Below are 23,654 nucleotides of genomic sequence, written 5' to 3'. Positions count from 1 at the left end.
TCACTCGTGGAAGGCATCGACGCTGACGCGCTGGCCCAGCAGGAAAGAATCGGCGACATGCCGTAGCGGCGCGACATCGACGTCGCTCTCTCCATTGGCGATGAGCTCGGCAAAGCGTGCGTAGAGCCCGGGATACTCGGCGTCGCCGCCTTCCATCACCACCTCATCACCGATGGTTAAGCGACTGCCGCCCTGAGTCAGCGACAGCGGCCCAGCATCGGTCTCGATGTGAATGTCCCAGGTCTGGGGGCCGGTCTGACGCCAGTCGAACTCGGCCCGAATGTCGGCATCATGCGCATCGCGGAATGCCAGCGTCGCCGCGATCGGCCCCTGCCGATTGGCCGGCACTTCCAGCTCGCCCTCGGTGAGAAAGAACGGTTCGGGCAGAATCGCCGTAATGATCGACAGCGCGTTGATACCGGGGTCGAACACGCCCAGACCGCCGGCTTCCCAGATCCATTCCTGGCCAGGGTGCCAACGCCGTACGTCCTCCTTCCATTGCACATTGACCGAACTCACGCGACGCTCACTCAGCCACTCACGGGCCTGGGCGACTCCCGCCGCGTAGCGCGAATGCCAGGTCGCGAACAGCGTCACGCCGGCGCGCTCGGCCTGGGCGCGCAGGTCCTCCACTTCACTGAGAGTCGCGCCCGGCGGTTTTTCCAGCATCACATGCTTGCCCGCGGCGATGGCCGCGCGCGCCTGTCGATAACGCACTTGCGGCGGCGCGCACAGCGAGATCGCCTGGATGTCCGGACGCTCATCGAGAAGGGTCTGGATATCGCGAAAATGCGCGACACCCTCCAGCGAGGCATTGCGGCTGGCCACCGCGTCGAGCGTGAACGCCGCATTGTCGTGTAGTGCGGGTACGTGCTGGTCGCGGGCGATCTTGCCGAACCCGACAATGGCCACGGAAGTGGAATTCATGAGAGCTCCTTATCTGATAAACGCTACTGCAATGACAACGGTCAGCACGATGCCAACACTCACAGACGATCGAGATAGGCGCTGCCGCCCAACTGGCGCATTTGCCGCTGAATCCACTGGCTGCGTTGCTGAATATACGCCGAGGGCCGCGATGCACTCCACTCGCGCGGATTGGGCAGAATCGCCGCCAGACGGCTGGCTTGCGCTGCAGTGAGCTGGTCAGCACCCACGCCAAAATAATGCTGAGCGGCGGCTTCGAGACCGAACACGCCGCTATCCCACTCCACCACATTGAGATACACCTCGAGGATGCGCTCCTTGGGCCACAGCAGTTCGATCAATACCGTGAACCAGGCTTCAAAACCCTTGCGCACCCAGGTGCGTCCGGTCCATAGGAACAGGTTCTTGGCGGTCTGCTGACTAATGGTGCTGGCACCGCGCAAGCTGTCGCCGCTGAACCAGGCATCGAGGGCCTTTTGCATCTGGTTGAAGTCGAAGCCATGATGCATGGGAAAGCGCTGATCCTCGGAGGCAATCACCGCCAGCTTGGCATTGTCGGACAGCGATGCCCACGGCCGCCACTGCTGCTGGATCGAGATCGGCTCGCCACTCACCCACGACTCGATCTTGCGCTCCAGCATCACCGTCGAACCGAATACCGGCACCACGCGAAACACCAGCACCAGGAGCACCGATAGCCCCACGAAGCCGAGTATCACGAACAACAAAAAGCGCAGTCCCCTGCGCAACCAATCCCGCGTCATGCGTTAGCCTTATTGGGTCGCAGCATCATGACGAAGGAGTATATCAGGCCTGCTTACTTGCATGCCGCCGCCGAAGTTTCGGCGGCGGCTTTGACGGTGCTTACGTCAGCATCGCGAATAGCGCCCAGGCGAGACCGAAGGCCATCAGCGAAATTGCCGTGGAGACCACACTCCAAGTCTTGAGCATGGTCTTGGTTTCCATGCCCAGGAAACGCCCGACCAGCCAGAAGCCGGAGTCGTTGACGTGCGAATAGCCAATGGCGCCCGCAACCACGGCGACCACGACACATGCCAGCGGCATGCCGCTCAGCGAGGAGTCGAGCACCGCCGGGGCGAGAATCCCTGCCGCCGTGGTCCCGGCGACCGTCGCCGAACCTTGCGCGATGCGGATCACCGCCGCGATCACGTACCCCGCCACGAGTATCGGCAGCCCCAGCGACTGCAGGCTATCGGCCAAAGCCTCACCGATACCGCTGGCTGTGAGCACACCGCCGAACATGCCGCCCGCACCGGTAATCAGGATGATGCTGCAAACCGGGGCCAGCGCCTTCTCGATGGTTTCGTTGACGGCGCCCATGGCGCCTTTGTCATGGCCACGCAGCAGCAACAGCCACATCGCCAGGCACAGACTGATCAGCAACGCCACCGGCGTCTCACCGATCAGTGTCAGCGTACCGAGCACGGGATTACCTTCCGGCAAGGTGCCTGCGCTGATCAGGGTCGTAATGCCGGTATTCATGAAAATCAGCACCAGTGGCAACAACAGCACCAGCAGAATCGTCGAGAAGCGCGGCAGTGAGGTGCGCTCGACTTCATCGCTGTCAGCGCCGCCCATCAAATCCGGCACCGGATGAAACGGCGTGCGCTTGGCCAGCCACAGTGAAAGCTGATAGCCCGCCAGATACCAGGTCGGTAGCCCCACGATCAACGCCACCAGCAGCACCATGCCGATGTCGCTCTCAAGGAACACCGCCGCCGCCACTGGGCCGGGGTGCGGCGGCACCAAGGCGTGCATCACCAGGAACGCACCCGCCGCCGGCAACGCATAGATAAGTAACGAGCCACGCAGCTCGCGTGCGATGGAGTAGATCACCGGCAGCATCACCACGAAGGCGGCATCCAGAAAGATCGGAAAGCCGAACAGTAAACTGGCGATGGACAGCCCCAGCGGCGCCTTCTGCTTACCGCAGATGCGAATCAGAGTATCCGCCAGTACCTTGGCACCACCCGAGATCGCCACGATGCGCCCGAGAATCGCCCCGAAGCCGATCAGCAGCGCTACGTTGCCCAATGTCTTGCCGAAACCGGAAAGCAGCGTCGGCAACAGGTCGTCCACGGTCACGCCGGTCGCCAGCGCCGTGGCGATACTCACGATCACCAAGGCAAGGAAGGGGTGCAGCTTCACCTTGATAATCAGAAACAGCAGGATGGCGATCGCCCCGGCAGCCACGGCGAGCAGCCCGGGCGTCGAAAGCGTAAAAGCAAATGCGGTGTCCATACGGTCCTCGCATTGGTGGCTGAACGCCGCTCAGCGACGGCGAGGCGCCAACCTAATGCGTGTACCGATAGCCATCTAATGTGTTTTGTGGCTAAAAGCGATATCTATTCGATTATCATATTCGTACGCCCCCTAATAACCGGGCGCCACTCTCCACACATCAGACCAAAGACGTAAGACCAAAGTATTGAGACGCGAGATGCATATTAGTGTGCTTGCAACCCCGCTCCGGTCGCTCGATCATGAACCATGCCGATCCTGATACCGGGGCCGTCGCCCTCTTTCTGTCATTTCCGGGAGCATCGCCATGTGGCCGCAACGTGAACTGCTCGACCGCCTCGCCATCGAACTACCCGTCATCCAGGCCCCCATGGCCGGCGCCAACGACGCGACCCTGGCCATCGCCGTCAGTCGAGGGGGCGCGCTGGGCTCCATCCCGTGCGCTACGCTCGCCCCCGAGCGCATCGAGCGGGAAGTCGCACGGTTTCGCGAGCATGCCAGCGGCCCGCTCAACCTCAACTTTTTCTGCCACTTGCCGTCACTGCCCGATCCCAGCGCCGAAGCCGCCTGGCGCGAACGCCTGGCACCGTTCTACCGCGAGGCGGGGCTCGACCCCGAGGAGGCCGCCCCGGCCGCCCAACGCAAGCCCTTTGACGACGTCCAGTGCGCGCTGGTCGAGCGTCTGCGTCCCGAGGTCGTGAGCTTTCACTTCGGCTTGCCGGATGCCCCCTTGCTGGCCCGCGTGAAAGCCACCGGCGCCACGGTCATGGCCAGCGCCACCACCGTCGCCGAGGGCCGCTGGCTGGCCACCAACGGCGCGGACATCGTCATCGCCCAGGGGCTCGAAGCCGGCGGGCACCGCGGCGTGTTTCTCGAAGATACCCGCGCGGACACGGTCGCCGACGCCATGGCCCGCCAGCCCGGTACCTTCGCGCTGGTGCCGCAGCTCGTCGATGCCATCGACCGGCCCGTCATCGCCGCCGGCGGCATCGGCGACGCACGCGGTGTCGCCGCCGCCTTCGCGTTGGGTGCCTGCGGCGTGCAGCTCGGCAGCTACTATCTGTCCACGCCGGAAAGTCTGATCAGCGACATTCATCGCGCTGCCCTGACCGAGGCCCGCGACGACAACACCGTCGTCACCCGCCTGTTCTCAGGCCGCCCAGCACGCGGGCTCGTCAATCGGGTGATTCGCGAACTCGGCCCACTCTCGCCGGCCGCACCGCCCTTTCCCACCGCCGGTGGCGCGCTCGCCCCGCTCAAAAAAGCCGCCGAAGCCCGTGGGCATGGCGACTTCTCCTCGCTGTGGGCCGGCCAGGCAGCGGTGCTGGCGTCCCATGGCGATGCCGAGGCCCCCACGCGCCGGCTGGGAGACGAGACGCTGGCACGACTCCAGGCGCTGGCTCCGCGCTGATCACGCCCCGGGCCGCCTCCGATGCGCGGCCCGTTGAAAAGCGGCCTGCAAAGCCGTCATAATCCCTTAGCTAACAAAATATCGTCACGTTATCGATTTGCCTGCTTGCGGATTTATGACAGCACGCTTGGCACGAGTAACGTTCACGACACACAAGGATAAGGCTTTGCATTCTCTCTCGCTGGCACCCGCTTCCCGGTGCCATCGCTCCTTCTGCGTTGGCGGTCATGCATGACGCAGGTCGATCAACTTTTCGAACGTTATGGTCCCCGCTATCGCCTCTGGGTCACCCTGACCGTGATGCTGGGGCTCGTGGCACTTGGCATGTCGATCACCATCGTCAATGTGGCGGTGCCCTACATCAAGGGCGCGTTCGGCATGAGCGACTCCCAGGTGCAGTGGCTGTCCACCGGTTTTTTGGCTTCGACGACCGTCTCGCTGCTCGTCGCGCCGTGGCTGGTCTCCGCCGTCGGCCAACGCGCCACTTTCATCGGTTTGTTGATCGTATTCATCGCCGCCTCAATCCTCGGTGGCCTGGGACAAGGCATGGGCATGCTCATCGCCGCACGCGTCATTCAGGGCGGAATGACGGGGCTGATCCGTCCGGTAGCGATGCAGGCACTGTTCGCGGCCTATCCGCCCGAAGGACGCGGCATGGCAACGGCGATGTACGGCATGTGCCTGGGGCTGCCACTGACGCTCGCCACGGTAATCGGTGGCTGGCTGGTCGAACATTTCACCTGGCGCTACGTCTTCTTCGTGACCCTGCCGATCTGCGTGGCGGCGGCAGTGATGGGCTATTTCTTCCTGCCCTCGCGGGAGCAGAAGGGCGCGCGCCCGCCCTTCGACTGGGCCGGCGTCGTGCTGTTATTCGTCTCAGTGTTCTCACTACTCGCGGCGCTTTCCAACGGCCAGCGCTGGGGCTGGTACGACCCACGCGTGCCGGGCCTGATTCTCACCGCCCTACTTTGCGGCACCGCTTTCGTGGTCTGGCAAAATCGCTCTCGGCATCCGTTGATGGATCTGGCGATCTTCCGCAATCGCGTCTTCGTGGTCGGCACCCTGGCGATGTTCCTTTTCGGTGGCACCTTCTACGGCATCATGTATTTGCTACCGCAATTCGTGCAGTCGGTGCTGCATTACAGCCCCATCACCGCCGGACAGATCTTTCTGCCCTCCACTGCCGTGCTAGGAGTGCTGGTGCCGCTGGTGGGCTGGTTGAGCGACCGCCACCCACCGCATCGACTCACTGTACCGGGACTGGCTTGCACGATGTATGCGGTGTGGCTGATGGCACAGATGGACTGGAACACTTCGTTCGCGTACCTGGCGACAGCAATGGGCATTCTGTCCATCGGCATGGCGTCTTTTCCTCCACCGACGCTCTCAAACGCCATCGCCGGTCTGCCCCGACACCTGACCGGCCACGGCTCAGGCGCCATCAACTTCGCCTTGCAACTCGGCGGCGCGCTGGGCACGGCGGCGTTGGTCATCCTGCTCGACCGGCAAACGGCACAGCATGGCCAAGCACTCAACGCGGGCGTCAACGCCGATAACACCCTCGCCCAGCAGCAACTCCACCAGCTTGCCGAGCTGACTGGCCATCTCGGCACCTCGGCCACTCAGCAAGGCGCCATGGCTGGGTATCTGATGGAGCGCACCGAGACGATCTGGGCCTCGATTCTCGCCTATCAGGATGGCTTCTGGGTACTGACGGGAAGTCTGTTCATCGTCGCGATTCCCTCACTGCTGCTCAGCCGCTGGCGCGCCACGACGCCCAAGTGACCACGACGTCTACGTGACGCACGTTTCGACCAAGGACACTGTCATGACCAACGACACCACCATGACCGACGACACGACAACACCTCCGACATCCCGCCGACGTTTGCCACGCGGTGCCAAATGGCTGCTTCTCGCGATCATCGTCGTGCTCTGCCTGATCTGGATCGGCTTTGCGATCGCTCACCGCATGACCCACGTCAGTGCCCAGGATGCCCGCGTGATGGCCGACCAAATCACGGTCAGTAGCCGTCTGGACGGTCGTATCACCGACTTCACGCTCACCGAGGGTGATACGCTGAAAAAAGGCGACGCCGTGGCCGCACTCTATAGCAAGCCCGATGAGCGCAAGATGGCATCGCTCGAGGCCAACGTCGCCGCGCAGCAGGCCCAACTCGACTACGAGAAGGCACGTTTGGCGATGGCCCAAAAGCAACTCGAGGGCGGCATGAACCTGACCCATCAAGACCTCGAGGCTAGCCAAGCCGCCGAGGAGGCGGCGCAGGCACGACTCACCGAGGCCGAACGCGAGTTCAAGCGCGCCGACACGTTGTACAAGAAGAAGTCGGTCTCCGAACAGCGCCGCGATCAGGATTATTACGCCTATCAGGCCGCCAAGGCCGAGCACGCCCAGGCGCAACAAGAAGTGGAAGTCAGCCAGGCGCTGGCCGACAACGCCCAGGTGGGCTTCATAAACGGCTCTCAGATGCCACTGCCCAACCCCGACGTGTTGAAAAAACAGGTGGGAATCGCCGAACAAAATCTCGCCGCCGCCCGGTCCAAGCGTGACGAGGAACGTCTACGCCTCGACGACCTGCATATCACCAGCCCCAGCGACGGCGTAATCAACAAGACATTGGCCGATCAGGGCGAGTACATCAGTGCCGGGCAACCGATCCTGATGATGCACGACCCCGACAAGCTGTGGGTCGAGGCCAACGTCAAGGAGACCGACATCGGCGAGCTACGCGAAGGCCAGCCGGTGGCGATCACCGTCGATGCCTTCCCCGACGCCACCTTCAAGGGCCACGTCAGCGTCATTGGGCGCGCCGCGACCAGCCAGTTCGCGCTGCTGCCGGATCCCAACCCCTCCGGCAACTTCACCAAGATCACCCAGCGCCTGCCGGTACGCATCCAATTCGACGACGGACCGACCGAGTTGATCGGCCCGGGCATGATGGTCGAGGTGGACATCGACGTCAGCGACGCCGAACCGCGCGATCATGGCTGATCGCAACGGGCCGAGCGCAAGCGATCACTCACTTCAAGCCTTCGGCCTGCATGGCGCGCTGAACCGAGTCGCGCTCGGCGATGCGTGCCACGAAACGCTGCAAATGAGGCCACGCGTCCAGCGAGATATCCACCACCTGCGCCCAACTGAGCACCGTGAACAGGTAGGCATCCGCCACGCTGAAGCGCTCACCCATCACGTAGTCATTCGACGTCAGGCGCTCGTTCATCAGCGATAGCCGCGTCTCGAGATTTTTCTGCGCGATGCCACGCCAGGTGTCGCCGCTATTGGGCTTGAAGAACGGGCTGAAGTTCTTGTGTAGCTCGGTGGAGATGAATACCAGTTGGCTCAATAGTTCGAAATACGCCTTGCTGCCCGGCGCCGGTGCCAGCTCCGCCTCCGGGGCGAGGTTGGCGATATACAGCAGAATCGCCGCCGCCTCGGTCATCACCTCGCCGTCGTCCAGTACCAAGGCGGGCACGTACCCATTGGGACTGATCGCCAGATAATCTTCACCGCGCTCCGTTTTCTTGGCCGCCAGATCCACTTTCTCGATCTCGTAGGTCAGCTCAGCCTCTTCCAGCGCGATGTGCACGGCCATCGCGCAGCTACCCGGCTTGAGATACAGCTTCATGTCGTTGTCTCCATTCATGGGTGTGCATCGTCGATCTCTTGGTACGTGCTCGCTCCGCAGGCTATCCTACTTTGGAGGTATACAAGCGCTGAGGAATGAGAAAATATAAGCACATCACACCTGACCAAACTACCGTGACGCAAGGGTCTCCATTGAGCCATCACATTCCATCCATGAAATCACTTATAGCCTTCGACGCGACGGCACGACTGGGTTCGATGACAGCTGCCGCCGAGGAGGAGCGCACGACACAGCCAACCATCTCACAGCGGATTCGAACGTTAGAAGAAAATATTGGTTTACCGCTATTCGACCGGCAGGGAAGCCGCCTAACTCTAACCTTCCAAGGTGACCGCTTTTATCGTGAGGTAGCGCCCCATCTCAAGGAGATCCGCAAAGCCTTCGAACAAATAGTGCATGATGGCAAGCGACCATCTCCATCTATCGTGATCGCTGCCGGGTCTGGATTTACACATCTATGGCTATTGCCACGTTTACCGGCGCTAAAACAAGCCTTTCCTGACTTGTCTTTCAAGCTAATGCCAATTGATCGTGCCGACGACCCAGAGCTGCAAGCCGCAGATATAGCTATCCGCTTTGGTCCTCATGTTCCGCAGGACGAAGGACGCCTGCTGGCAAGCGAAGCTGTCTTTCCGGTATGCAGCCCAAGCTACGCCCATGAGCATAATTTATCGGAAACGTTCACGGAAGCAAGTCTCTCTGATACTTTACTGTTACATCAAGATATCAAGGATCCACGCTGGCTTGATTGGACACAATGGTTACAATGTGCGGGCTTGTCATTAACGACGCAGGATGATGTTTTTCTTTATCACAACTATGCACTTTTGCTGAACGCCACCTTGGCTGGACAAGGCATCGCACTTGGCTGGTCAATTCTTGTCGAGGATTACCTAACTACTGGACAACTAATTTCTCTAGAACCAAGAGTAAAACGCGAAAATTATGGTTATTGGCTGAGTGTCAAGCACCATAGAAGCGCGCTCATAAAGCCCGTCAGTGACTGGTTAATCGGTGCAGTACACCAATAAAACTGGCACACTAAATAATCAGAAAAAAGGTGCGGAGGCAGTTCCCCGCACCAGAGGCAATTAACACCGAAATCTATCCTTACCGGCGACGTGGACGATAAGGATCACCAGGTTCGCGAAAAAGTGAGAGAAGAATACCGGCTGTCATAACTAGGATAACGACGCTAACCGGTAATGCTGCAGCGATTAGCGCAGTTTGAAGTGCCTTAAGCCCTCCTACTACTAGTAGTACGGCAGCTACCAAGCCAATCACTACTCCCCAGAAAACACGAAAAATCTTTGGTGGCTCATCGTCACCAAGCGACAAAATGGTAGTCAACACCAAGGTACCAGAATCCGAAGATGTCACGAACCAACTCATCAGTAAGAAGACCATCATCGCCGATAGCATCCAGCCGAAGACACCTGTACCCACTATACCATCGGAAGTGGCAAAAAGTGCAGCTGGCAAGTTCCAGTTACGAACTAACTCCATAATATTTCCACTACCCGGCCCACCAGCCGCATTAATCTCTTGATGTATAGCATTGCCACCAAAAATGACTAGCCATATAAAGGCAATTAACGTTGGCACCAGCAGCACGCCTAAAACGAACTCACGTAACGTACGACCCTTGGAAATGCGGGCGATGAACAAACCAACGAAAGGTGCCCAAGCAAGCCACCAACCCCAATAGAAGATCGTCCAGGCTTGTTGCCAGGCCGATGCTCCTGGCTCTTCCGCATACCATAACCCCATAGGTATAACATTAACCGTGTAGTCGTAGAGCGTCTCACCAAAAGTCTTCACAAGCCATAAAGTAGGCCCGCCAAATAGAAAAATACCAACGACCACTACCGAGACCCATATATTTAGCATCGAGATGATCCTGATGCCTTTCTTAACACCGGTGACAGCAGATATTATTGATAACGTAGAGATAGCAGCGATTAATATCAACTGGGTCGTGAGCCCGTCATTGATACCAAAAAGCCTTTCAATCCCTACTCCCATCTGACTAACGCCAAGCCCAAGAGAGGTCGCCACACCAAATACACAGCCAAGCACACCAAATATATCGAACAAGTGACCGAGTGGTCCGAAAATACGATCCCCGATAAATGGATACAACGCAGAACGCAATGCTAGCGGCAAGCCCTTGCGATAGGCGAAATACGCCAACGACATGCCAACGATAACGTAGATCGCCCAGCCATGGAGGCCCCAGTGGAAGACCGTAACACGCAAGGCGTCAATGGCCCTCTCATGACCAATAGCAGTCGCCCCAGCCAAGTCGGCGTGCGGATTATTGGGGTAGCCGAAAGCACTTGAATTGTCGAGGTAAAACATTGGTTCGGCGACACCAAAGAACAGAATCCCAATCCCAATGCCAGCCGAAAAAAGCATTGAAAACCAAGAAAATCTACCGAATTCGGGTCTGCTATCATCAGTGCCAAGGCGAACATTTCCGTAGCGGCTGAACACGATAAAAACGCAGATAACCAGTAATCCCATAACGGTTGTCAAGTAATAACCGCTAAAGGTGCTTTCTATCCACGCACGCGCCGCACCGAACACAACACTAGCAGAATCAGACCCAAAGCCAGTAAAAATTACAAACAGCAGTATCAATAATCCGGAACTCAGTGTCATGCCCTTATGCATACCTTGAAAGAGCCCATCTTGTGCGAGCTCTGTCACCATATAGTCTGTGGTCATAACAGCATGAGGATTATCATCTTGGGGCACAGATGAGTGGGGAGGTTTTGAAACAGCGATAATTTTATTCCTCTTGAGCCGAGCGTTGGGCCGGCGCTTCCCATTTTAGCGCCCGTTAGTACAACGAGCGCTCTCCAATGTGCAACCCTCTGCTTGAGAGTAAGCACATATCATTATTTTCTTTTTAAAGCTCCAGGGGATGCTCTTCGCCAATCACCTTAGAGTCGAAAGGGGTACGCGAAAAAACACGCCGCAGTATCGGCTCAAAATGTTCAAGCGATGGTGTCGGGTAACTTGGATCAAAAGAAGCTTGATCATAGCGCTCACAGAAATCGACACAACTCTGGTACCAGGGATGATTCAGGTAACGATCCCGCTCATTGGGATTCTCACCAAAATAGTGCGCATAGTAGTACTTTTGAAACAAACCGTGGTGATGGATGATCCAAGTGACCTCACCACGCACATAAGGCCGAATAATCGTTGCAGCTAGCTGCGAATGGTTGTAAGGCGCAAGTTCATCACCAAGATCATGCAATAATGCACCAACGATCATATCTTCATCAGCACCATCAGCTTCGGCACGCGCGGCAGACTGTAGCGAATGCTCCAAACGACTCACTTGGTAACCACTCAGGCTGTTTTCTAAATTACGTAGCGCTCTCAGCAACCGATCGACTAATCCTTGATTGAACTCTTCTTCTAGTCGATCGAGAAACAAATACTCTTCCCGAGTACCATCCTTCATTTGGCGGAATTCTACTCGCTCCATTCAGGCTGCCTCCTCATTATATTCACGATTTCTCACCAGGCTTGCAAAACGCTCTCTAGGACCATCGACATCAAGATAGCAGCCCTGAAGATGACGACGCCCTTCATTAGAGTCGTAACTTGTGCGCCCATGTAGGACGCGGCTATTGTCAAATAACATTAGCTCGCCAGCGTCCAACGTAAACCGTACCTCATAGGTCGGGTCTGAAAACAATTCGCCCAACCGCTGACGCGCTCGATGAAACAAACGCGTCTCGGAATCGGATAATAGTGGCAGTGCATCCAGCCGCGGGCTGTAATGAACCCCAGTAGGATGCCCGTCGTCATCCGTCTGAATCATGGTGCGATGGGTAACAAGCTCGGTTCCAGCATCGACGAACCGAAAACGAACCGACGTATTCTTAAGTAGCTCGTAGCCCTCGGGCGTTTCGTGACGCAGCTTATCCAGGACCTTCAAACTGTCGACGAGTGTTGATAGCCCCCCGCTAGTCTCGTTGACCAGGCAATGCAGCAATTGAATACCTGGCACCGGATTACGGTAAGGGTTATCAGTATGCGGACCGAGCGCGACGCTTCGATAGGCTAGATCATTACCATCCGGGCGCGAATAAACTTCGAAGTAACGGCCAAAGTTTGTCTCTTTGACATAACCATAGTGACTACCCACTTGGAGGATACGCTCAGGATCAGTGGGCACTCCGTGAAGTATGATGTAAGTATCTAAACAAAAGTAATCCGGTATTCGCTGCCGTAGCCTGACAGCACCTTATGGACCTGGTCTCTCAAGGACGAAAAGCTGTCGTAAGCCGTCAACGGCAGCCACTCATACTTGACCTTGCGCCAGAGGATCTCGATCAGGTTTAGTTCTGGCGAATATGTCGAGAGATAGACGACATGCACCCGCTGGTTCAGCCAATCCAGCCGCTTGCGCTGAAAATGCGCCGAGCGATGAACGCTGGCATTGTCCACCACCACGATGGCAAAGGCATCCGGCGACTTTTGTGCGACAAAGCGCTCGAAAGCCTCGATAACGACCCCCGTGGTGACCGTGTCAGTCGTCGAGTTGTAAACCAGCTGGCCCTGGCGACTTAGAAAGCCCAGCACATTCAGACGCTGACTGCGTGAGTAGGCTGGCATCTGCCGAGGATGACCGACTGGACTCCAGGCGTAAGGCAAGGCGGATGACTGGGAAAAACCAGACTCATCGAAGTAGTACAGTTCAGCCTCGCCCCGATCTTCCCAACGCTGAAGCTCGGTCAGCAGGCCCTGGGTATTACGGAAGTCCGTTTCGTCTCGCCGGTATTTCAGGGATCGCCGAGCCCGCTTGAAGCTATACCCCAGTTTTTTTTAATGCTCGCTTGATCGTCATGGTACTGGAGCGTTTCCCGGTTTCCTGTTGTAGCCGTGCCTGGACCACTTTCAACTGATGAGGCTGCTCTTCCGCAAGCGCACGTAACCGTTCCCGCTCCGAGTCACTGTAGATGGCAGGTCGTCCGGCACGAGGCTTGTCACTGAGCCCTTCGAGACCCCGTGCCTCCCAGGCATCGAACCAGAGCGAGACTGTTTCCCGCGTGACCGACAGGATACTGCAGATCTGGTTGATAGTATGACCTTGATGGCTGAGCACGATGGCGTGGGCACGACGACGCAAGGACGGCTTTTTTCCATACGTGTAGGTCGCCTTCAGTGCCTGAAAGTCGGTGTCGGACAGAGTCGGTACAAAACGGAACTTCATGCTCATCGTCCTGGTTCAATGGTCAGGATGATAAGTATAGCGGAAAACTTATGTTAAGCCACTTATCCATAACGTATATAGGCATCTAACGAGGCACGAAAATAAGCCGACTCTTCAAGTACCCGGTGCCAGTCAAAGCGTATATGCGCTTGACTTAAACTAGCATCCCAAGGCTCAGCGGCCGGGAAGATCGAGACATCATCTAGCTCTGCGTCCAAAGTGTGGAGATCATAGGTTTCACGATGGCCGTCGCTGAACGCAAGGTCGACATGATACGAATCAACCCACTTTACACTTTCCAGTTTCAGGGCTGCATCAATGGCATGAGAATCAAATAATCTCTGCTGGGTCATAGACTCCAATTGATCAGGAGCCTGAGTCCGCTCGCGTAGCCATAACGGGCTGATCTCACACGTTTGCCCACCATCATCGATGGCAAGCAAGGGGGGATGCTCTTGAATGACAAACGCATGGTGAATAGGCATATAGAACTTCCTCTTTGGACGTGGGTCATCATGCTCATGAGTATCACCATCCTGGGAGGTAGACCGCTATCCGAGTAGGGCCGCTAGCTTATCCCTGACCATGCATTTTTCTTATACCCTAACCATCTCATGGTAACCGTTGAAAATAGCACTTGGTTGACTTATCTAGAGCCAGCTGTAAGCAGCATCTTCTAGACCAATGGTTAATGGCCATCACGAGTGGTTAGGTAAGCTATCGGCGTTCTCATGCAGGACTAGAAAGGTTAGTAACTAATCACTTTAAAGCCTTTCCGCCGCTTGCCGTAATATAAGCTCCTCTGTATCCGTATCGGGTTGCAAAGGTGTGCGCTCACTTCGTCCGAGGCGCCTCCAGTGCCTGACAATGGCGCGCTACCGACAGCGCCACTACCGGCCCGGCATCGGCGGTGATCTCGCTATGCCAGAATGCCGCGTAGACGGCCTCGAAGTCGAGGTGTTGCAAGCGCTCGCCGATACGCGCCACCTCACTGGCGGGCAACGGAATGTTGTTGGGGTACGACCACATGAACGACGCCATGCGGTCCGGCGTGACCAGCAGCGTATCCCCGGTCAACAAGATGCCGCACGTTTCCCAGTGCAGCACGCTGGCGCCGGGGAAATGCCCGCCCAGTCGGTGCGCCGTCACCCCTGGCAGCACCTCCAGCGTCTCGCCCTGCCATGGTGAAAGCGCCTCGTCCGACACCATGATCCACTCGCGGTCCGCCGCGTGCACATATACCGGGCACTCGAACGTACGGCCCCAGCTCGCCATGGTGGCGTAGTAATGCGGATGCGAGATGACGATGGCTTCGAGGCCGCCCAACGCCTCGATCAGCGTGACAGTGGCCGCATCCAGCAGGCTCAGGCAATCCCACAGCACGTTGCCGTGGGGCGTGCGCAGCAAGAATGCGCGCTGGCCGATAGCAAACTTCGGCACCGTGCCCAACGCTAGCAACCCCGGCGCCATTTCGCGAAAGGTATTGGTATGCCCCGCCGCCAGCGCCGTAGGCGTCGTCCACTGCTGACCCGATGCCGGCACGTACTGCCGCTCATCCTCGCATACCGGACACCGCGACGGCGGCGCCTCGCTCGCGGGATACTGCACCCCGCATGTCGCACACAGAAACCCCGATAGCATGATCCACTCTCCTCCCTCGCGTTGGCGCTTGGCATGAGTGTGGGTGAGGTCATGGGTTGGAGCTAGGTGGGTAATGACTCACTTTGAAGGCGCCTCATCGCTGTTCAGCACACAACGACCGGGCACTGGCGGCGCCCGGTCGAAAGTAAGCATTAACTTTTTCCTGGCTTAGCGTTTAAAAAAGTTGCTTTTAACGAGGTCGACGACGTCTTCCATACGACCGTTGAGGACTGCTTTAGTGGAGTAGAGCGCGGTGGAGGCGACTTCACCGGCAGCTACCTTGGGCGGCATGACGAGTTCCATACGGTTGACCTTGACGTCGAGCAGTGCCGGCCCCTCATGGGCGAGCCATTCGATGATGGCAGGTTCGAGCTGGTGCGATTCCTCCACTCGCCTGCCCCAGATGCCCATGGCCTGTGCCAGCTTGTCGAATTCGGGATTCTCGAGATCAGTATAGCTGTCGAGCAGGCCTTCGACCTTCTGTTCCAATTCGACGAAGCCCAGCGAGCTATTGTTGTAGACGACGATCTTGAGCGGCACCTTCTCCTGCTTGAGGGTGAGGAGGTCGCCCATCAGCATGGTCAGGCCGCCATCGCCACACATGGCGATGACTTGCCGTTTGGGAAACGCTTTCTGAATGCCGATAGCCTGCGGATAGGCGTTGGCCATGGTGCCATGGACCAGGCTAGAAAGCGTACGGCGCTGGCCATTGGCGTGAATGTGACGCAGCATCCAGACCATCGGGCTACCACCGTCCGCCGTGAAGAAGGCATCGTCGGGGGCATGCGCGTTGAGCGCCAGGGTGAGTTCCTGCGGATGAATCAGCGCGTCGTCCTTGGATTCATGGGCATCATGCTCAAGAGCCTCCAGATACTGCTTGCGGCAGTTATCCACCCAGTGGGTGTCAGTCTGCTCATCGACCATCTTGGCCAGCGCCAGGCAGGTATCACGCACACTGCCGACCAGACCGATGTCTACCGGATGGCGCTTGCCGATCTGCTGCGGGTCGATATCCACCTGAATGATGGTCGCTTTCTCAGGGTAGAACTGTTCCCAGGCGAAGTTGCAGCCCAGCAGCAGGAGCGTGTCGCATTCGGCCACGGCGTGATAGCCGCCCGCCAGTCCGAACACGCCGGTCATGCCAACCTCGAAGGGGTTGTCGGGTTCGATGAAATCCTTGGCGCGCGAGGTCCAGGCGATCGGCGCGTTGAGCTTGGCCGCCAGCGCCATGACTTCGCTGCGCGCGTGCTCACAGCCGAATCCGGCGAAGATGGAAATCTTGCCCCCCTTATTGAGCTGTTTGACGGCGGGGACGAATTCCTCGGCATTGGGCCGCACGATGGGGTCGAAGCGATGCGCGCGAAACGGTAGATCCTGGCTCGGCTTCTGGGTGAATATGTCGCCATGCACAACGAGCACCGCCACGCCGTTGTTGGCCAAGGCAGCTTGTGCGGCTAGGGCGGTCATGCGCCGCGCCTGATCGGGATTGACGATCGACTCGCAGAACACGCTGTACTGCTCATAGATCGGTATGGGATCGACATCTTGCGGAAAGCCGATGCCAGCGTCCTTGGTAGCCACCTGGGAGGCGATCAGCACCACCGGTGAGCCGCTGCGATGCGCCTCGAATAGCCCATTGACGAAATGCAGGCTGCCGGGGCCGCAAGTGCCAGCGCACAGCGCCAGCTCCCGCGTCATGTAGGCCTCGCCGCCCGCCGCAAAACCGCCGACTTCCTCATGGCGCACATGAATCCATTCCAAAGCATCGCTGCGCCGAATAGCGTCGGTGAAGTGATTGATGGTGTCGCCGACGACGCCGTAACAGCGCTTGGCGCCCGCGTCTGCCAGTGTTTCGACGATAATATCGGCCACGTTACTGTGACTGCTCATGCGATTCCCTCCGCATCGGTGCCCTTGAGAGGCACGTAAACGTGATCGCCACGCCAATGCGTGGCGCCTCGCTCTCACTCTAGGCCCGACGAAGGTCGATCTCCAAGCCCGGTGGTGTTGCTGGACGGTGTCATCGTGTAGACGCGACGGGCGCGCGACGCTTTTTATCGCAGAGAATTGATATATCATCGCTTTATCAGCCGTCACGAATATCCGGCGGCCTCGCGCGCCCATTCATAAAAGCTGCTCACTCATGAACGGAGATTAGTTCCATGGAACTGACGACGTGGTTGACCTATGTCGGCGTTATCGCCGCACTGATCGCCTTTCCTGGCCCGGTGGCCTTGTTATGCATGCATCATGGGCTGCGCCATGGTCGCCAACGTGCACTGGCGACGGTGATCGGTGGGGCGACGGCATCGCTGGTGCTCATGGGGCTGTCGTCGTTAGGGCTGGGGGCGATTCTGGCCACGTCGGAGCTCGCCTTCACGTTGCTCAAGGGTGTAGGCGCGGCGTACTTAATCTATCTGGGCGTGCAGGCCTGGCGCGCACCGGTGACGGCGTCGATGACGGACAATGCCGCGCAAAGCCCACAGCACGTCGAGCGTACCGGCACGAGAGCCCTCTTCCGGCGCGGTTTTACAGTAGGTATCAGCAACCCCAAGGACCTGCTCTTCTTCGGCGCATTGTTTCCCGGCTTCATCGACCTCGGCGCCCAGCAACTGCCGCAATTCGCGATCCTGTCGCTGACCTGGTTGGCCATCGACCTCACCACCATGTCGAGCTACGCCACGATGGGGTCGGGGATCGGTCGCTGGTTCCATAGTCCACGCCGCGTAAAGCTCTTCAATCGCACCACGGGCAGCTTGTTCATCGCCGCCGGTGGAACCTTGGCGGCCTCGCATCGCTGAGGCCCATAATCAGCCGCAAGGCTCCGAATCGGCCTCGGCCTGCTACGCTTGGCGCAGTCGCTTAGCCGTGCCTTAACTTTCCCGGTGTCTGCCCGGTCGACCGTTTGAACGCGCGACTGAAAGCGGCCTGGGAGCCATAGCCCAGGCGCCAGGCGACCTGATCGATCGAAAATTGCTTCTCGGCGATCCACTGCGTGGCCAGACGCATGCGAAGCTGGGTGACGTAGCCGAGCGGCGAGATGCCCAGAGAACAGCGGAAGCGTTCGGCGAACACCGAGCGGGAGCTGCCCATCTCCGCCGCCATGGCGGCGACCGTCCAGTCGCGGCCGGGCTCACGGTGGACGGCGGCGATGACCTTGCCCAGACGCGGATCACGCAACGCCTCGATCCAGCCACCGATGTCGGCGCAGCCGCATTCGACCCAACCACGCACGATGCTAGCGGCAACCACGTCGGCCAATCGCGAGAGAATGCCGGCGGCGCCGGCCCGCTCGAGACTCGCTTCACGTGCCATCGCTTCCAGCATCGGCAGCATCTCGGGATAGCGCGAGAGTAGCGTGCCGACATGCATTACCGCAGGCATCAGCGTCAACAGTGGCTGCATGCCGCCCAGATCGAACTGCATGCAGCCGCTGAACAGTCGCACCGGTGGAGTGCCGTCGAGCGTATCGGGGCATTCATTGACGCAGCTGAAGTCATCACATAGCGGCAGCGCGTCGATCTGCTCGATGTCGCGGCTCTTAACCTCAGGTGAAGACAACAGCCAGTGCTGGCCACCCCGAGGCAGCAGCACGGCATCGCCGGTCTCCAGAACCTGTTCCTCTGCACCGAGCCGCAGTATGACGGGCCCTTGGGCGACAAAGTGAAATTGCGCGCAGCTGGCGTCGGTATCGAAACGAATGCCGAAGGGTGGAGCTACCTGAACGCGACGATAGCTCAACCCCGACAGACGCATGCCGAGGAGCAGCTCGTTGATCCATTCGCTGGAGCTGGCACCAGAGTCGGCGGCGGTAAAAATTCCGGACTCTTGATCAAACATGACGGATCTTTAGTGATAGATGATCTCACGATACTACTTTAGTCTACGCATCATCCCAAGTCTTGATCGGAAATCTCAAAATGACGACGCAAGAACCTCAACACTCGACGCACGAGTCGCCAACGCCATCGCGCTGGGTCGCCGTGTTTTCGCTGACGATGGGCGTTTTCAGCCTGGTGATGGCCGAATTCCTGCCGGCCAGTCTGCTAACGCCGATGGCCGATTCACTCATGATCAGCGAAGGCCAGGCCGGACAAGCCGTCACGGTCACGGCGGTGGTGGCATTACTCTCCGGTTTGCTGGTGACGTCCGTGACACAGCGCCTCGATCGCCGCCACGTGCTGCTGGCATTCTCCGTGCTGATGATCGCCGCCAATCTGGTGGTCGCGTTCGCGCCGCACCTGGCCTGGTTACTGGTCGGGCGGGTACTACTCGGTGTGGCACTGGGCGGATTTTGGGCGCTTTCCGCTGCCACGGTCATGCGGCTGGTATCGGAGCATGACGTCCCGCGTGCGATGTCCTTGTTGTTCACCGGCGTCCCCATCGCCACCATCAGTGCCGCCGCGCTGGGCAGCTACCTCGGCGACATGATCGGCTGGCGCAACGTCTTCTTGCTCGCGACGGCGCTCTCGGTGCTGACGCTGGTGTTGCAGTACACCACCCTGCCGCGAATGGCACCTGAGCGCCCGACGCCACTTGGCACGTTGGTGAGTGTCATAAAACGGCCGGGCATGGCCGTCGGCATCGTGGCCATTCTGCTAGTGTTCTGCGGCCACTTTGCCTTCTTCACCTATGTTCGTCCGTTTCTCGAAGGCGTGTCGCAGATGGGTATCAATGAACTCTCTTCGACCCTGCTGGCATTTGGTGTGGCGAACTTCATCGGGACGCTGGTCGCGGGTTACCTGCTGGAGCGCAGCCTGCGTCTGACACTGTTGCTGATGCCGCTGATCATGGGCGTGCTGGGCTGGCTGCTAGCCACGCTAGGCGGTATTTCGATGGGCACCGATGTGCTCATGGTGGCCCTATGGGGTTTCGCCTTCGGTGCCGTACCAGTCGCCTGGTCGACCTGGATCACCCGTGTCGTGCCGGACGAGGCCGAAAGCGGTGGCGGTTTGATCGTCGCCTCGATACAACTGGCGATCGCGCTGGGCGCCGCCGTCGGTGGCGTCATGTTCGACATCAGCGGCGTCCTGGGCGTGTGTGCGACGGCCGGCACGATGCTGTTAGCCGCCGCCGCTCTGGTGCTTGTCGGCGTGAGAACGCAGCCGACTGTCTCCAGCGATGGCGATGCTGTCACGGCCTGTCAGTAAAGAAGGCAAGAAGCCGCCAGCCGGGGAACAGCCACGGTTGGCGATATTCTAGGCATGAGAATTCCAGACATTAACCGGCCTGCTGTGCCTGGCGTTCAAGCTCGACGGTCATCTCTTGGGGTAAATCAAGGGCACTGGCCAATTGATCGAGCCAGGCACGCTCCATCGGGTTTTGCTCATCGATCACGGCGACGCTGATTAAGTACATTTCTCGCGCCGCTTGGGGCGAGTCCGCTTCACGCGCCAACGCTTTGGCATCCAACGGCGCATTGAGTTGTTGTTCGACCCAACGGTGCATCTCGTCGTCGGCCCCTAACGCATCGATCTGTTCGGTTATCATCGCCTGCTCTTGTTCATCGATGTGGCCATCGGCACGAGCCGCCATGATCATCGCCTGCAAGAGTTCCAGACTACGCCGCTCCTGGTACTCGCCATCGAGCACCTCGACACGTTCGCCCTCGCCAGCGTCTTGTGGCTCGCTGACCGAACTTTTATTTTGAGAACTTTGCCACGCTTTCCAGGCCAATACGCCAACACCGGCGATCGCGCCGTACTTGAGGGCTTTACCGCCCAGTTTGCGGCCGCGTTTGGAGCCAACCAGCATGCCCATGGCACCACCGCCGAGCAGGCTTTTCATATCAAAGCCGCCCGCAGATTCCCCACTGGACTTGCCGTCTGAGGAACTTCCGCCCAGCTGTTTCGAGAGGCCACCCAACATGCCTTTTACATCGACACCGCCGCCCTTCTGGCTACCGCTGGCTTGTTGCATCAACTGCTGCAGTATCTTGTTTGCGTTCATTCCCTGGCTCCTCCAGTGATCACTGACGACGCTGCCCCAGGCGCCCCGTTACGCAACGCCGCTGCCTTCGGAGAAACACTGACACAGTTTCTGCCCACCGCCCACAAAAAAGCCACGCCCGAAGGCGTGGCATTCCCTTGAAGCCCCTTTGAAAAGGGGTCTTGGCGGCGCGTTATCGTGGTTATGGTGACGAGAGCCTGATCGCGCGATCAGGCGTCCTCGTCGTCGCCGCCTTTATCACCGAGATAATCGGTCTTGCTGGAGCGCTCGAGCCACAGCGGGTTCGTCCAGGCGGTATCGCCATCGGCATCGTCGACTTCAAGCGCGACCCAGCCCTTGGCGTCGCCGGGAATCTCAAAGGTCAACGTCGCGTCAGTGCCGTCAAGCGTTTGAGTGGCGAGCACTTCGCCTCTCTGGCCGATCAGGCGCGCTTCCTTGAGGCCGTTGACGGCAGTGGCATTCACCGTCCATTCGCCCGTGGCGTCTTCGACCAAGCGCAGGCTATCGCCGAACATGTGCTCATCGGGGAACAGCAGCGGCCCTTGAGTCGCGTAGCCATGGCCATCCTTGAGGGCACGCGCGAAGGCGCGTGGGGTCAGCTCGCCGGGCACGTGGCCCATCATGCGAATGCGACCGGTGAGGTCGTTCCAGGCATCGTGGGTGTCCGTGCCCGCCGTGAAGTACATGCGCGTGCCCTGATCCCAGAAGCGATGCGCTGCAGCGATGGTCGGCTCGTTGTCCACTTCGGCATTGAGTTCGAGCAGATCGAAGCCAGGCGTGAAACCGCCGGGCACCTTGCCGTCGCCCAGGTTGCTGAGATAACCGTAGGCGTTGTACGGATGGTTCATGGGCACCACCTCGGCACCCAGGCGGCGTGCGTCCTTGACGATGTCCTGCACGTCGTCGGTGCCCGGGTCGACCTCGAGCTCACCGTTCATCTCGATGGGGAACGGGTTCATGTGTCCCCAGGAGGGCGAGACCTCAATGGAGGGAATGAACGGCACGCCGCGCTCAGCGGAAAGCTGGCTAAAGGTGTCGTGATTAGCCGTAGAGTCGTGATCGCTGATGAAGGTCAGGTCGAGATCCGTGGCCAACTGGGCGCGCACCACCGTATCCGGCGGCGTGGTGCCCTCCAGCACGTTGGCGTGGTGATGCAGGTCGGCGCCGTACCAGTGGTCGTCATTGGGTTCGACGAGACGCTCGATCTCCACGCTCTTGTCGATTTCCTCCCCAGTCTCGAGGCTGACATCCAGCGTCTGCTGGCGCGCAGTGAAACCGGCACCGGCATCGACGGCCAGGCGATAGTCGCCGGGCGCCAGCTTGAGCTCGGCTTGGCCGGCCGGGTCCAGTTCGGTGAAGAAAGTCTGCTTGCCGAGGAATTCCACCGGCGGCTGCTGGCCTTCGAGGATCGTCAGGCGTGCGTCGCGCGGGGTGTCATTCTCGGCGCCGCGAATATCCAGCGACAGCGTGCCCGGGCCGCGCATGCCATCGAAGCTCAGCTCGCGCTCGCTGCCGTCAGCGACATTCAGTTCGACTGGCTCGGAGTTGGCAAAGCCTTCCGCCGTGGCGTAAGCCTGGTACTCGCCCGCCGGCAGCGACATCGAGAACTTGCCATCGTCGGCCAGCGTCCAGGCGTAGGGCGCACCTTCCTTCTCGATCATCACCAGTCCGTTGGCGGGCGCCTCGCCATCGCCATCGCGTAGCTGGCCATGAATCTCACCGCTATCGAGACTCTTGCGTTCGATCTCGTTGGTGACCACCGGGGCCAAATCGCCTTCCGGCACGACCTGCAACCACCCCTCGAAACGACGCGATTCCCCGGCCGCCAGGCTGTGCTCCAGGTACATGTCCTGGCCTTCGTAGTTGATGCGGTCGAAATACGGCGCGTGCAGGGCAAAGGCCCAATCCTGGTCGTAGGCAACCATGCGGTCGGTGAGGGCGTCGCTGGCCTCGGTTTCCTTGGCATCGCCCAGGCCGGGCACGCCGAACAGGTAACCGGTGTCCGGCCACAGCGTGAAGCCGGAGCGAATCGCTTCCAGCGGCTCGTCGCCCTGGTTATCGAACTCGGTTTCCAAATGCACGCGGTCGCTGCCAGCTTCCAGCGTGTAGGTGGTGGTGACCATGGCCTCGCCGAAGTTGCGGCTGACGCGGATCACCGCGCGCTCAGGCGACTTCTCGACGATCTCGACGTTCTTGCCATCGTTGGGCCAGGCGGACCAGTTATTGGGGATGAAGTCGGCAAAGGCGACGCGGTCGAGATCGATCTCGCCATCCTTGACCGCCGCCAAGTCCACCAAGGTGCCGCGCGGCACGCCCCAGGGCGGCCGTGACTCGACTGCCAACGCGAAGGCCAACTGGTCATTGGCGATGGTGATGTCTTCGGCGTGGGTCGCCTCACCATCGGGGATGTCGGTGGCGCCGCGTGTAACACTGACGTCGGCCTGGGCTAACGAAGCGGCCCCTAGGGTCAGCGCCGCAAGCGGCGCGAGATGCCATCGAAAATGTGTCATGAGATCCCTCTGATATTGATTTATTATTCAATACGACTTTTTCCATTATT

20 protein-coding genes are annotated in these 23,654 nt (G+C 59.3%); 6 read left to right on the top strand and 14 right to left on the bottom strand.

The features are described from left to right. The 3 genes from SR908_RS12630 to SR908_RS12620 all read right to left on the bottom strand — a co-directional run bounded on the left by SR908_RS12630 (window position 1) and on the right by SR908_RS12620 (window position 3,189). Window positions 1–927: a Gfo/Idh/MocA family protein gene (locus tag SR908_RS12630; protein ID WP_246921759.1), complete on the bottom strand. Its 927-nt coding sequence runs from the start codon at window positions 925–927 to the stop codon at window positions 1–3. Between the two features lie 59 nt (window positions 928–986). Beyond that, window positions 987–1,691 (bottom strand): monofunctional biosynthetic peptidoglycan transglycosylase, encoded by a 705-nt coding sequence (mtgA, locus tag SR908_RS12625; RefSeq protein WP_246921756.1) that lies wholly within the window; start codon window positions 1,689–1,691, stop codon window positions 987–989. Window positions 1,692–1,791: 100 nt separating this feature from the next. Then, window positions 1,792–3,189 (bottom strand): GntP family permease, encoded by a 1,398-nt coding sequence (locus SR908_RS12620; protein ID WP_246921753.1) that lies wholly within the window; start codon window positions 3,187–3,189, stop codon window positions 1,792–1,794. A 307-nt stretch (window positions 3,190–3,496) separates the two neighbouring features. On the opposite strand from SR908_RS12620, the gene SR908_RS12615 reads away from it, so the two are divergent. The 3 genes from SR908_RS12615 to SR908_RS12605 all read left to right on the top strand — a co-directional run bounded on the left by SR908_RS12615 (window position 3,497) and on the right by SR908_RS12605 (window position 7,613). Next, a complete protein-coding gene (locus SR908_RS12615) occupies window positions 3,497–4,600 on the top strand; it encodes an NAD(P)H-dependent flavin oxidoreductase (protein ID WP_246921750.1) in 1,104 nt (367 codons plus the stop codon). 231 nt (window positions 4,601–4,831) lie between these two features. Beyond that, entirely contained in the window at window positions 4,832–6,385 is a 1,554-nt protein-coding gene (locus SR908_RS12610; RefSeq protein WP_246921747.1) for a DHA2 family efflux MFS transporter permease subunit, read from the top strand. 43 nt (window positions 6,386–6,428) lie between these two features. Further along, window positions 6,429–7,613, top strand: coding sequence for an HlyD family secretion protein (locus tag SR908_RS12605; protein WP_246921742.1), 1,185 nt, complete (start codon window positions 6,429–6,431; stop codon window positions 7,611–7,613). 28 nt (window positions 7,614–7,641) lie between these two features. On the opposite strand, the gene gstA is transcribed toward SR908_RS12605, so the two are convergent. Next, entirely contained in the window at window positions 7,642–8,265 is a 624-nt protein-coding gene (gstA, locus tag SR908_RS12600; protein ID WP_246921739.1) for a glutathione transferase GstA, read from the bottom strand. 77 nt (window positions 8,266–8,342) lie between these two features. Here gstA and SR908_RS12595 point away from each other — a divergent pair, with 77 nt between their 5' ends. Next, window positions 8,343–9,299: a LysR substrate-binding domain-containing protein gene (locus tag SR908_RS12595; RefSeq protein ID WP_322527359.1), complete on the top strand. Its 957-nt coding sequence runs from the start codon at window positions 8,343–8,345 to the stop codon at window positions 9,297–9,299. Between the two features lie 79 nt (window positions 9,300–9,378). Here SR908_RS12595 and SR908_RS12590 read toward each other — a convergent pair whose 3' ends face one another. From SR908_RS12590 to SR908_RS12560, 7 genes are all read right to left on the bottom strand, one after another. After that, window positions 9,379–10,932 carry a BCCT family transporter gene (locus SR908_RS12590; RefSeq protein WP_246921736.1) on the bottom strand — a complete coding sequence of 518 codons (1,554 nt, stop codon included), beginning with the start codon at window positions 10,930–10,932 and terminating at the stop codon, window positions 9,379–9,381. A gap of 250 nt (window positions 10,933–11,182) precedes the next feature. Then, window positions 11,183–11,770: an HD domain-containing protein gene (locus SR908_RS12585; RefSeq protein ID WP_246921734.1), complete on the bottom strand. Its 588-nt coding sequence runs from the start codon at window positions 11,768–11,770 to the stop codon at window positions 11,183–11,185. Then, window positions 11,771–12,478: a TauD/TfdA family dioxygenase gene (locus SR908_RS12580; protein WP_322527398.1), complete on the bottom strand. Its 708-nt coding sequence runs from the start codon at window positions 12,476–12,478 to the stop codon at window positions 11,771–11,773. An 11-nt stretch (window positions 12,479–12,489) separates the two neighbouring features. After that, window positions 12,490–13,504 (bottom strand): IS630 family transposase gene (locus SR908_RS12575; protein WP_246921730.1). Its coding sequence is split into 2 segments (ribosomal slippage): window positions 12,490–13,107 and window positions 13,109–13,504, totalling 1,014 coding nucleotides; the frame shifts between segments, so codons are not numbered across the junction. Between the two features lie 62 nt (window positions 13,505–13,566). After that, complete coding sequence (locus SR908_RS12570; RefSeq protein ID WP_246921728.1) at window positions 13,567–13,989, bottom strand: gamma-butyrobetaine hydroxylase-like domain-containing protein; 423 nt, start codon at window positions 13,987–13,989, stop codon at window positions 13,567–13,569. Window positions 13,990–14,338: 349 nt separating this feature from the next. Beyond that, the gene (locus SR908_RS12565) at window positions 14,339–15,145 is read right to left on the bottom strand and encodes an MBL fold metallo-hydrolase (protein WP_246921725.1); all 807 of its coding nucleotides are present in this window, start codon (window positions 15,143–15,145) and stop codon (window positions 14,339–14,341) included. A 168-nt stretch (window positions 15,146–15,313) separates the two neighbouring features. Then, window positions 15,314–17,035 carry a thiamine pyrophosphate-dependent enzyme gene (locus SR908_RS12560; protein ID WP_246921722.1) on the bottom strand — a complete coding sequence of 574 codons (1,722 nt, stop codon included), beginning with the start codon at window positions 17,033–17,035 and terminating at the stop codon, window positions 15,314–15,316. A gap of 272 nt (window positions 17,036–17,307) precedes the next feature. Between SR908_RS12560 and SR908_RS12555 the strand changes: the two genes are divergently transcribed. After that, complete coding sequence (locus SR908_RS12555; RefSeq protein ID WP_246921719.1) at window positions 17,308–17,946, top strand: LysE family translocator; 639 nt, start codon at window positions 17,308–17,310, stop codon at window positions 17,944–17,946. Window positions 17,947–18,007: 61 nt separating this feature from the next. Here the strand turns inward: SR908_RS12555 and SR908_RS12550 are convergent, their stop codons facing one another. Then, window positions 18,008–18,985 carry an AraC family transcriptional regulator gene (locus tag SR908_RS12550; RefSeq protein ID WP_246921716.1) on the bottom strand — a complete coding sequence of 326 codons (978 nt, stop codon included), beginning with the start codon at window positions 18,983–18,985 and terminating at the stop codon, window positions 18,008–18,010. 80 nt (window positions 18,986–19,065) lie between these two features. Here SR908_RS12550 and SR908_RS12545 point away from each other — a divergent pair, with 80 nt between their 5' ends. Further along, window positions 19,066–20,295: an MFS transporter gene (locus SR908_RS12545; RefSeq protein WP_246921713.1), complete on the top strand. Its 1,230-nt coding sequence runs from the start codon at window positions 19,066–19,068 to the stop codon at window positions 20,293–20,295. A 70-nt stretch (window positions 20,296–20,365) separates the two neighbouring features. Here the strand turns inward: SR908_RS12545 and SR908_RS12540 are convergent, their stop codons facing one another. Next, entirely contained in the window at window positions 20,366–21,094 is a 729-nt protein-coding gene (locus tag SR908_RS12540) for a tellurite resistance TerB family protein (protein WP_246921710.1), read from the bottom strand. A gap of 209 nt (window positions 21,095–21,303) precedes the next feature. After that, window positions 21,304–23,604 carry a CehA/McbA family metallohydrolase gene (locus tag SR908_RS12535; RefSeq protein ID WP_246921707.1) on the bottom strand — a complete coding sequence of 767 codons (2,301 nt, stop codon included), beginning with the start codon at window positions 23,602–23,604 and terminating at the stop codon, window positions 21,304–21,306. Window positions 23,605–23,654 lie beyond the last annotated feature (50 nt).

This window comes from Chromohalobacter canadensis (genome assembly GCF_034479555.1).
GTDB classification, from domain to species: domain Bacteria; phylum Pseudomonadota; class Gammaproteobacteria; order Pseudomonadales; family Halomonadaceae; genus Chromohalobacter; species Chromohalobacter canadensis.
The sequence above is the reverse complement of the archived record's forward strand: the minus strand, read 5'-3'. Positions and strand labels throughout refer to the sequence as shown.

Excerpts from the sequence above, each read along its gene's own strand:
- SR908_RS12630 (WP_246921759.1), bottom strand. The coding sequence starts at position 927 with ATGAATTCCACTTCCGTGGCCATTGTCGGGTTCGGCAAGATCGCCCGC.
- mtgA (WP_246921756.1), bottom strand. The coding sequence starts at position 1,691 with ATGACGCGGGATTGGTTGCGCAGGGGACTGCGCTTTTTGTTGTTCGTG.
- SR908_RS12620 (WP_246921753.1), bottom strand. The coding sequence starts at position 3,189 with ATGGACACCGCATTTGCTTTTACGCTTTCGACGCCCGGGCTGCTCGCC.
- SR908_RS12615 (WP_246921750.1), top strand. The coding sequence starts at position 3,497 with ATGTGGCCGCAACGTGAACTGCTCGACCGCCTCGCCATCGAACTACCC.
- SR908_RS12610 (WP_246921747.1), top strand. The coding sequence starts at position 4,832 with ATGACGCAGGTCGATCAACTTTTCGAACGTTATGGTCCCCGCTATCGC.
- SR908_RS12605 (WP_246921742.1), top strand. The coding sequence starts at position 6,429 with ATGACCAACGACACCACCATGACCGACGACACGACAACACCTCCGACA.
- gstA (WP_246921739.1), bottom strand. The coding sequence starts at position 8,265 with ATGAATGGAGACAACGACATGAAGCTGTATCTCAAGCCGGGTAGCTGC.
- SR908_RS12595 (WP_322527359.1), top strand. The coding sequence starts at position 8,343 with ATGAGAAAATATAAGCACATCACACCTGACCAAACTACCGTGACGCAA.
- SR908_RS12590 (WP_246921736.1), bottom strand. The coding sequence starts at position 10,932 with ATGACACTGAGTTCCGGATTATTGATACTGCTGTTTGTAATTTTTACT.
- SR908_RS12585 (WP_246921734.1), bottom strand. The coding sequence starts at position 11,770 with ATGGAGCGAGTAGAATTCCGCCAAATGAAGGATGGTACTCGGGAAGAG.
- SR908_RS12570 (WP_246921728.1), bottom strand. The coding sequence starts at position 13,989 with ATGCCTATTCACCATGCGTTTGTCATTCAAGAGCATCCCCCCTTGCTT.
- SR908_RS12565 (WP_246921725.1), bottom strand. The coding sequence starts at position 15,145 with ATGCTATCGGGGTTTCTGTGTGCGACATGCGGGGTGCAGTATCCCGCG.
- SR908_RS12560 (WP_246921722.1), bottom strand. The coding sequence starts at position 17,035 with ATGAGCAGTCACAGTAACGTGGCCGATATTATCGTCGAAACACTGGCA.
- SR908_RS12555 (WP_246921719.1), top strand. The coding sequence starts at position 17,308 with ATGGAACTGACGACGTGGTTGACCTATGTCGGCGTTATCGCCGCACTG.
- SR908_RS12550 (WP_246921716.1), bottom strand. The coding sequence starts at position 18,985 with ATGTTTGATCAAGAGTCCGGAATTTTTACCGCCGCCGACTCTGGTGCC.
- SR908_RS12545 (WP_246921713.1), top strand. The coding sequence starts at position 19,066 with ATGACGACGCAAGAACCTCAACACTCGACGCACGAGTCGCCAACGCCA.
- SR908_RS12540 (WP_246921710.1), bottom strand. The coding sequence starts at position 21,094 with ATGAACGCAAACAAGATACTGCAGCAGTTGATGCAACAAGCCAGCGGT.
- SR908_RS12535 (WP_246921707.1), bottom strand. The coding sequence starts at position 23,604 with ATGACACATTTTCGATGGCATCTCGCGCCGCTTGCGGCGCTGACCCTA.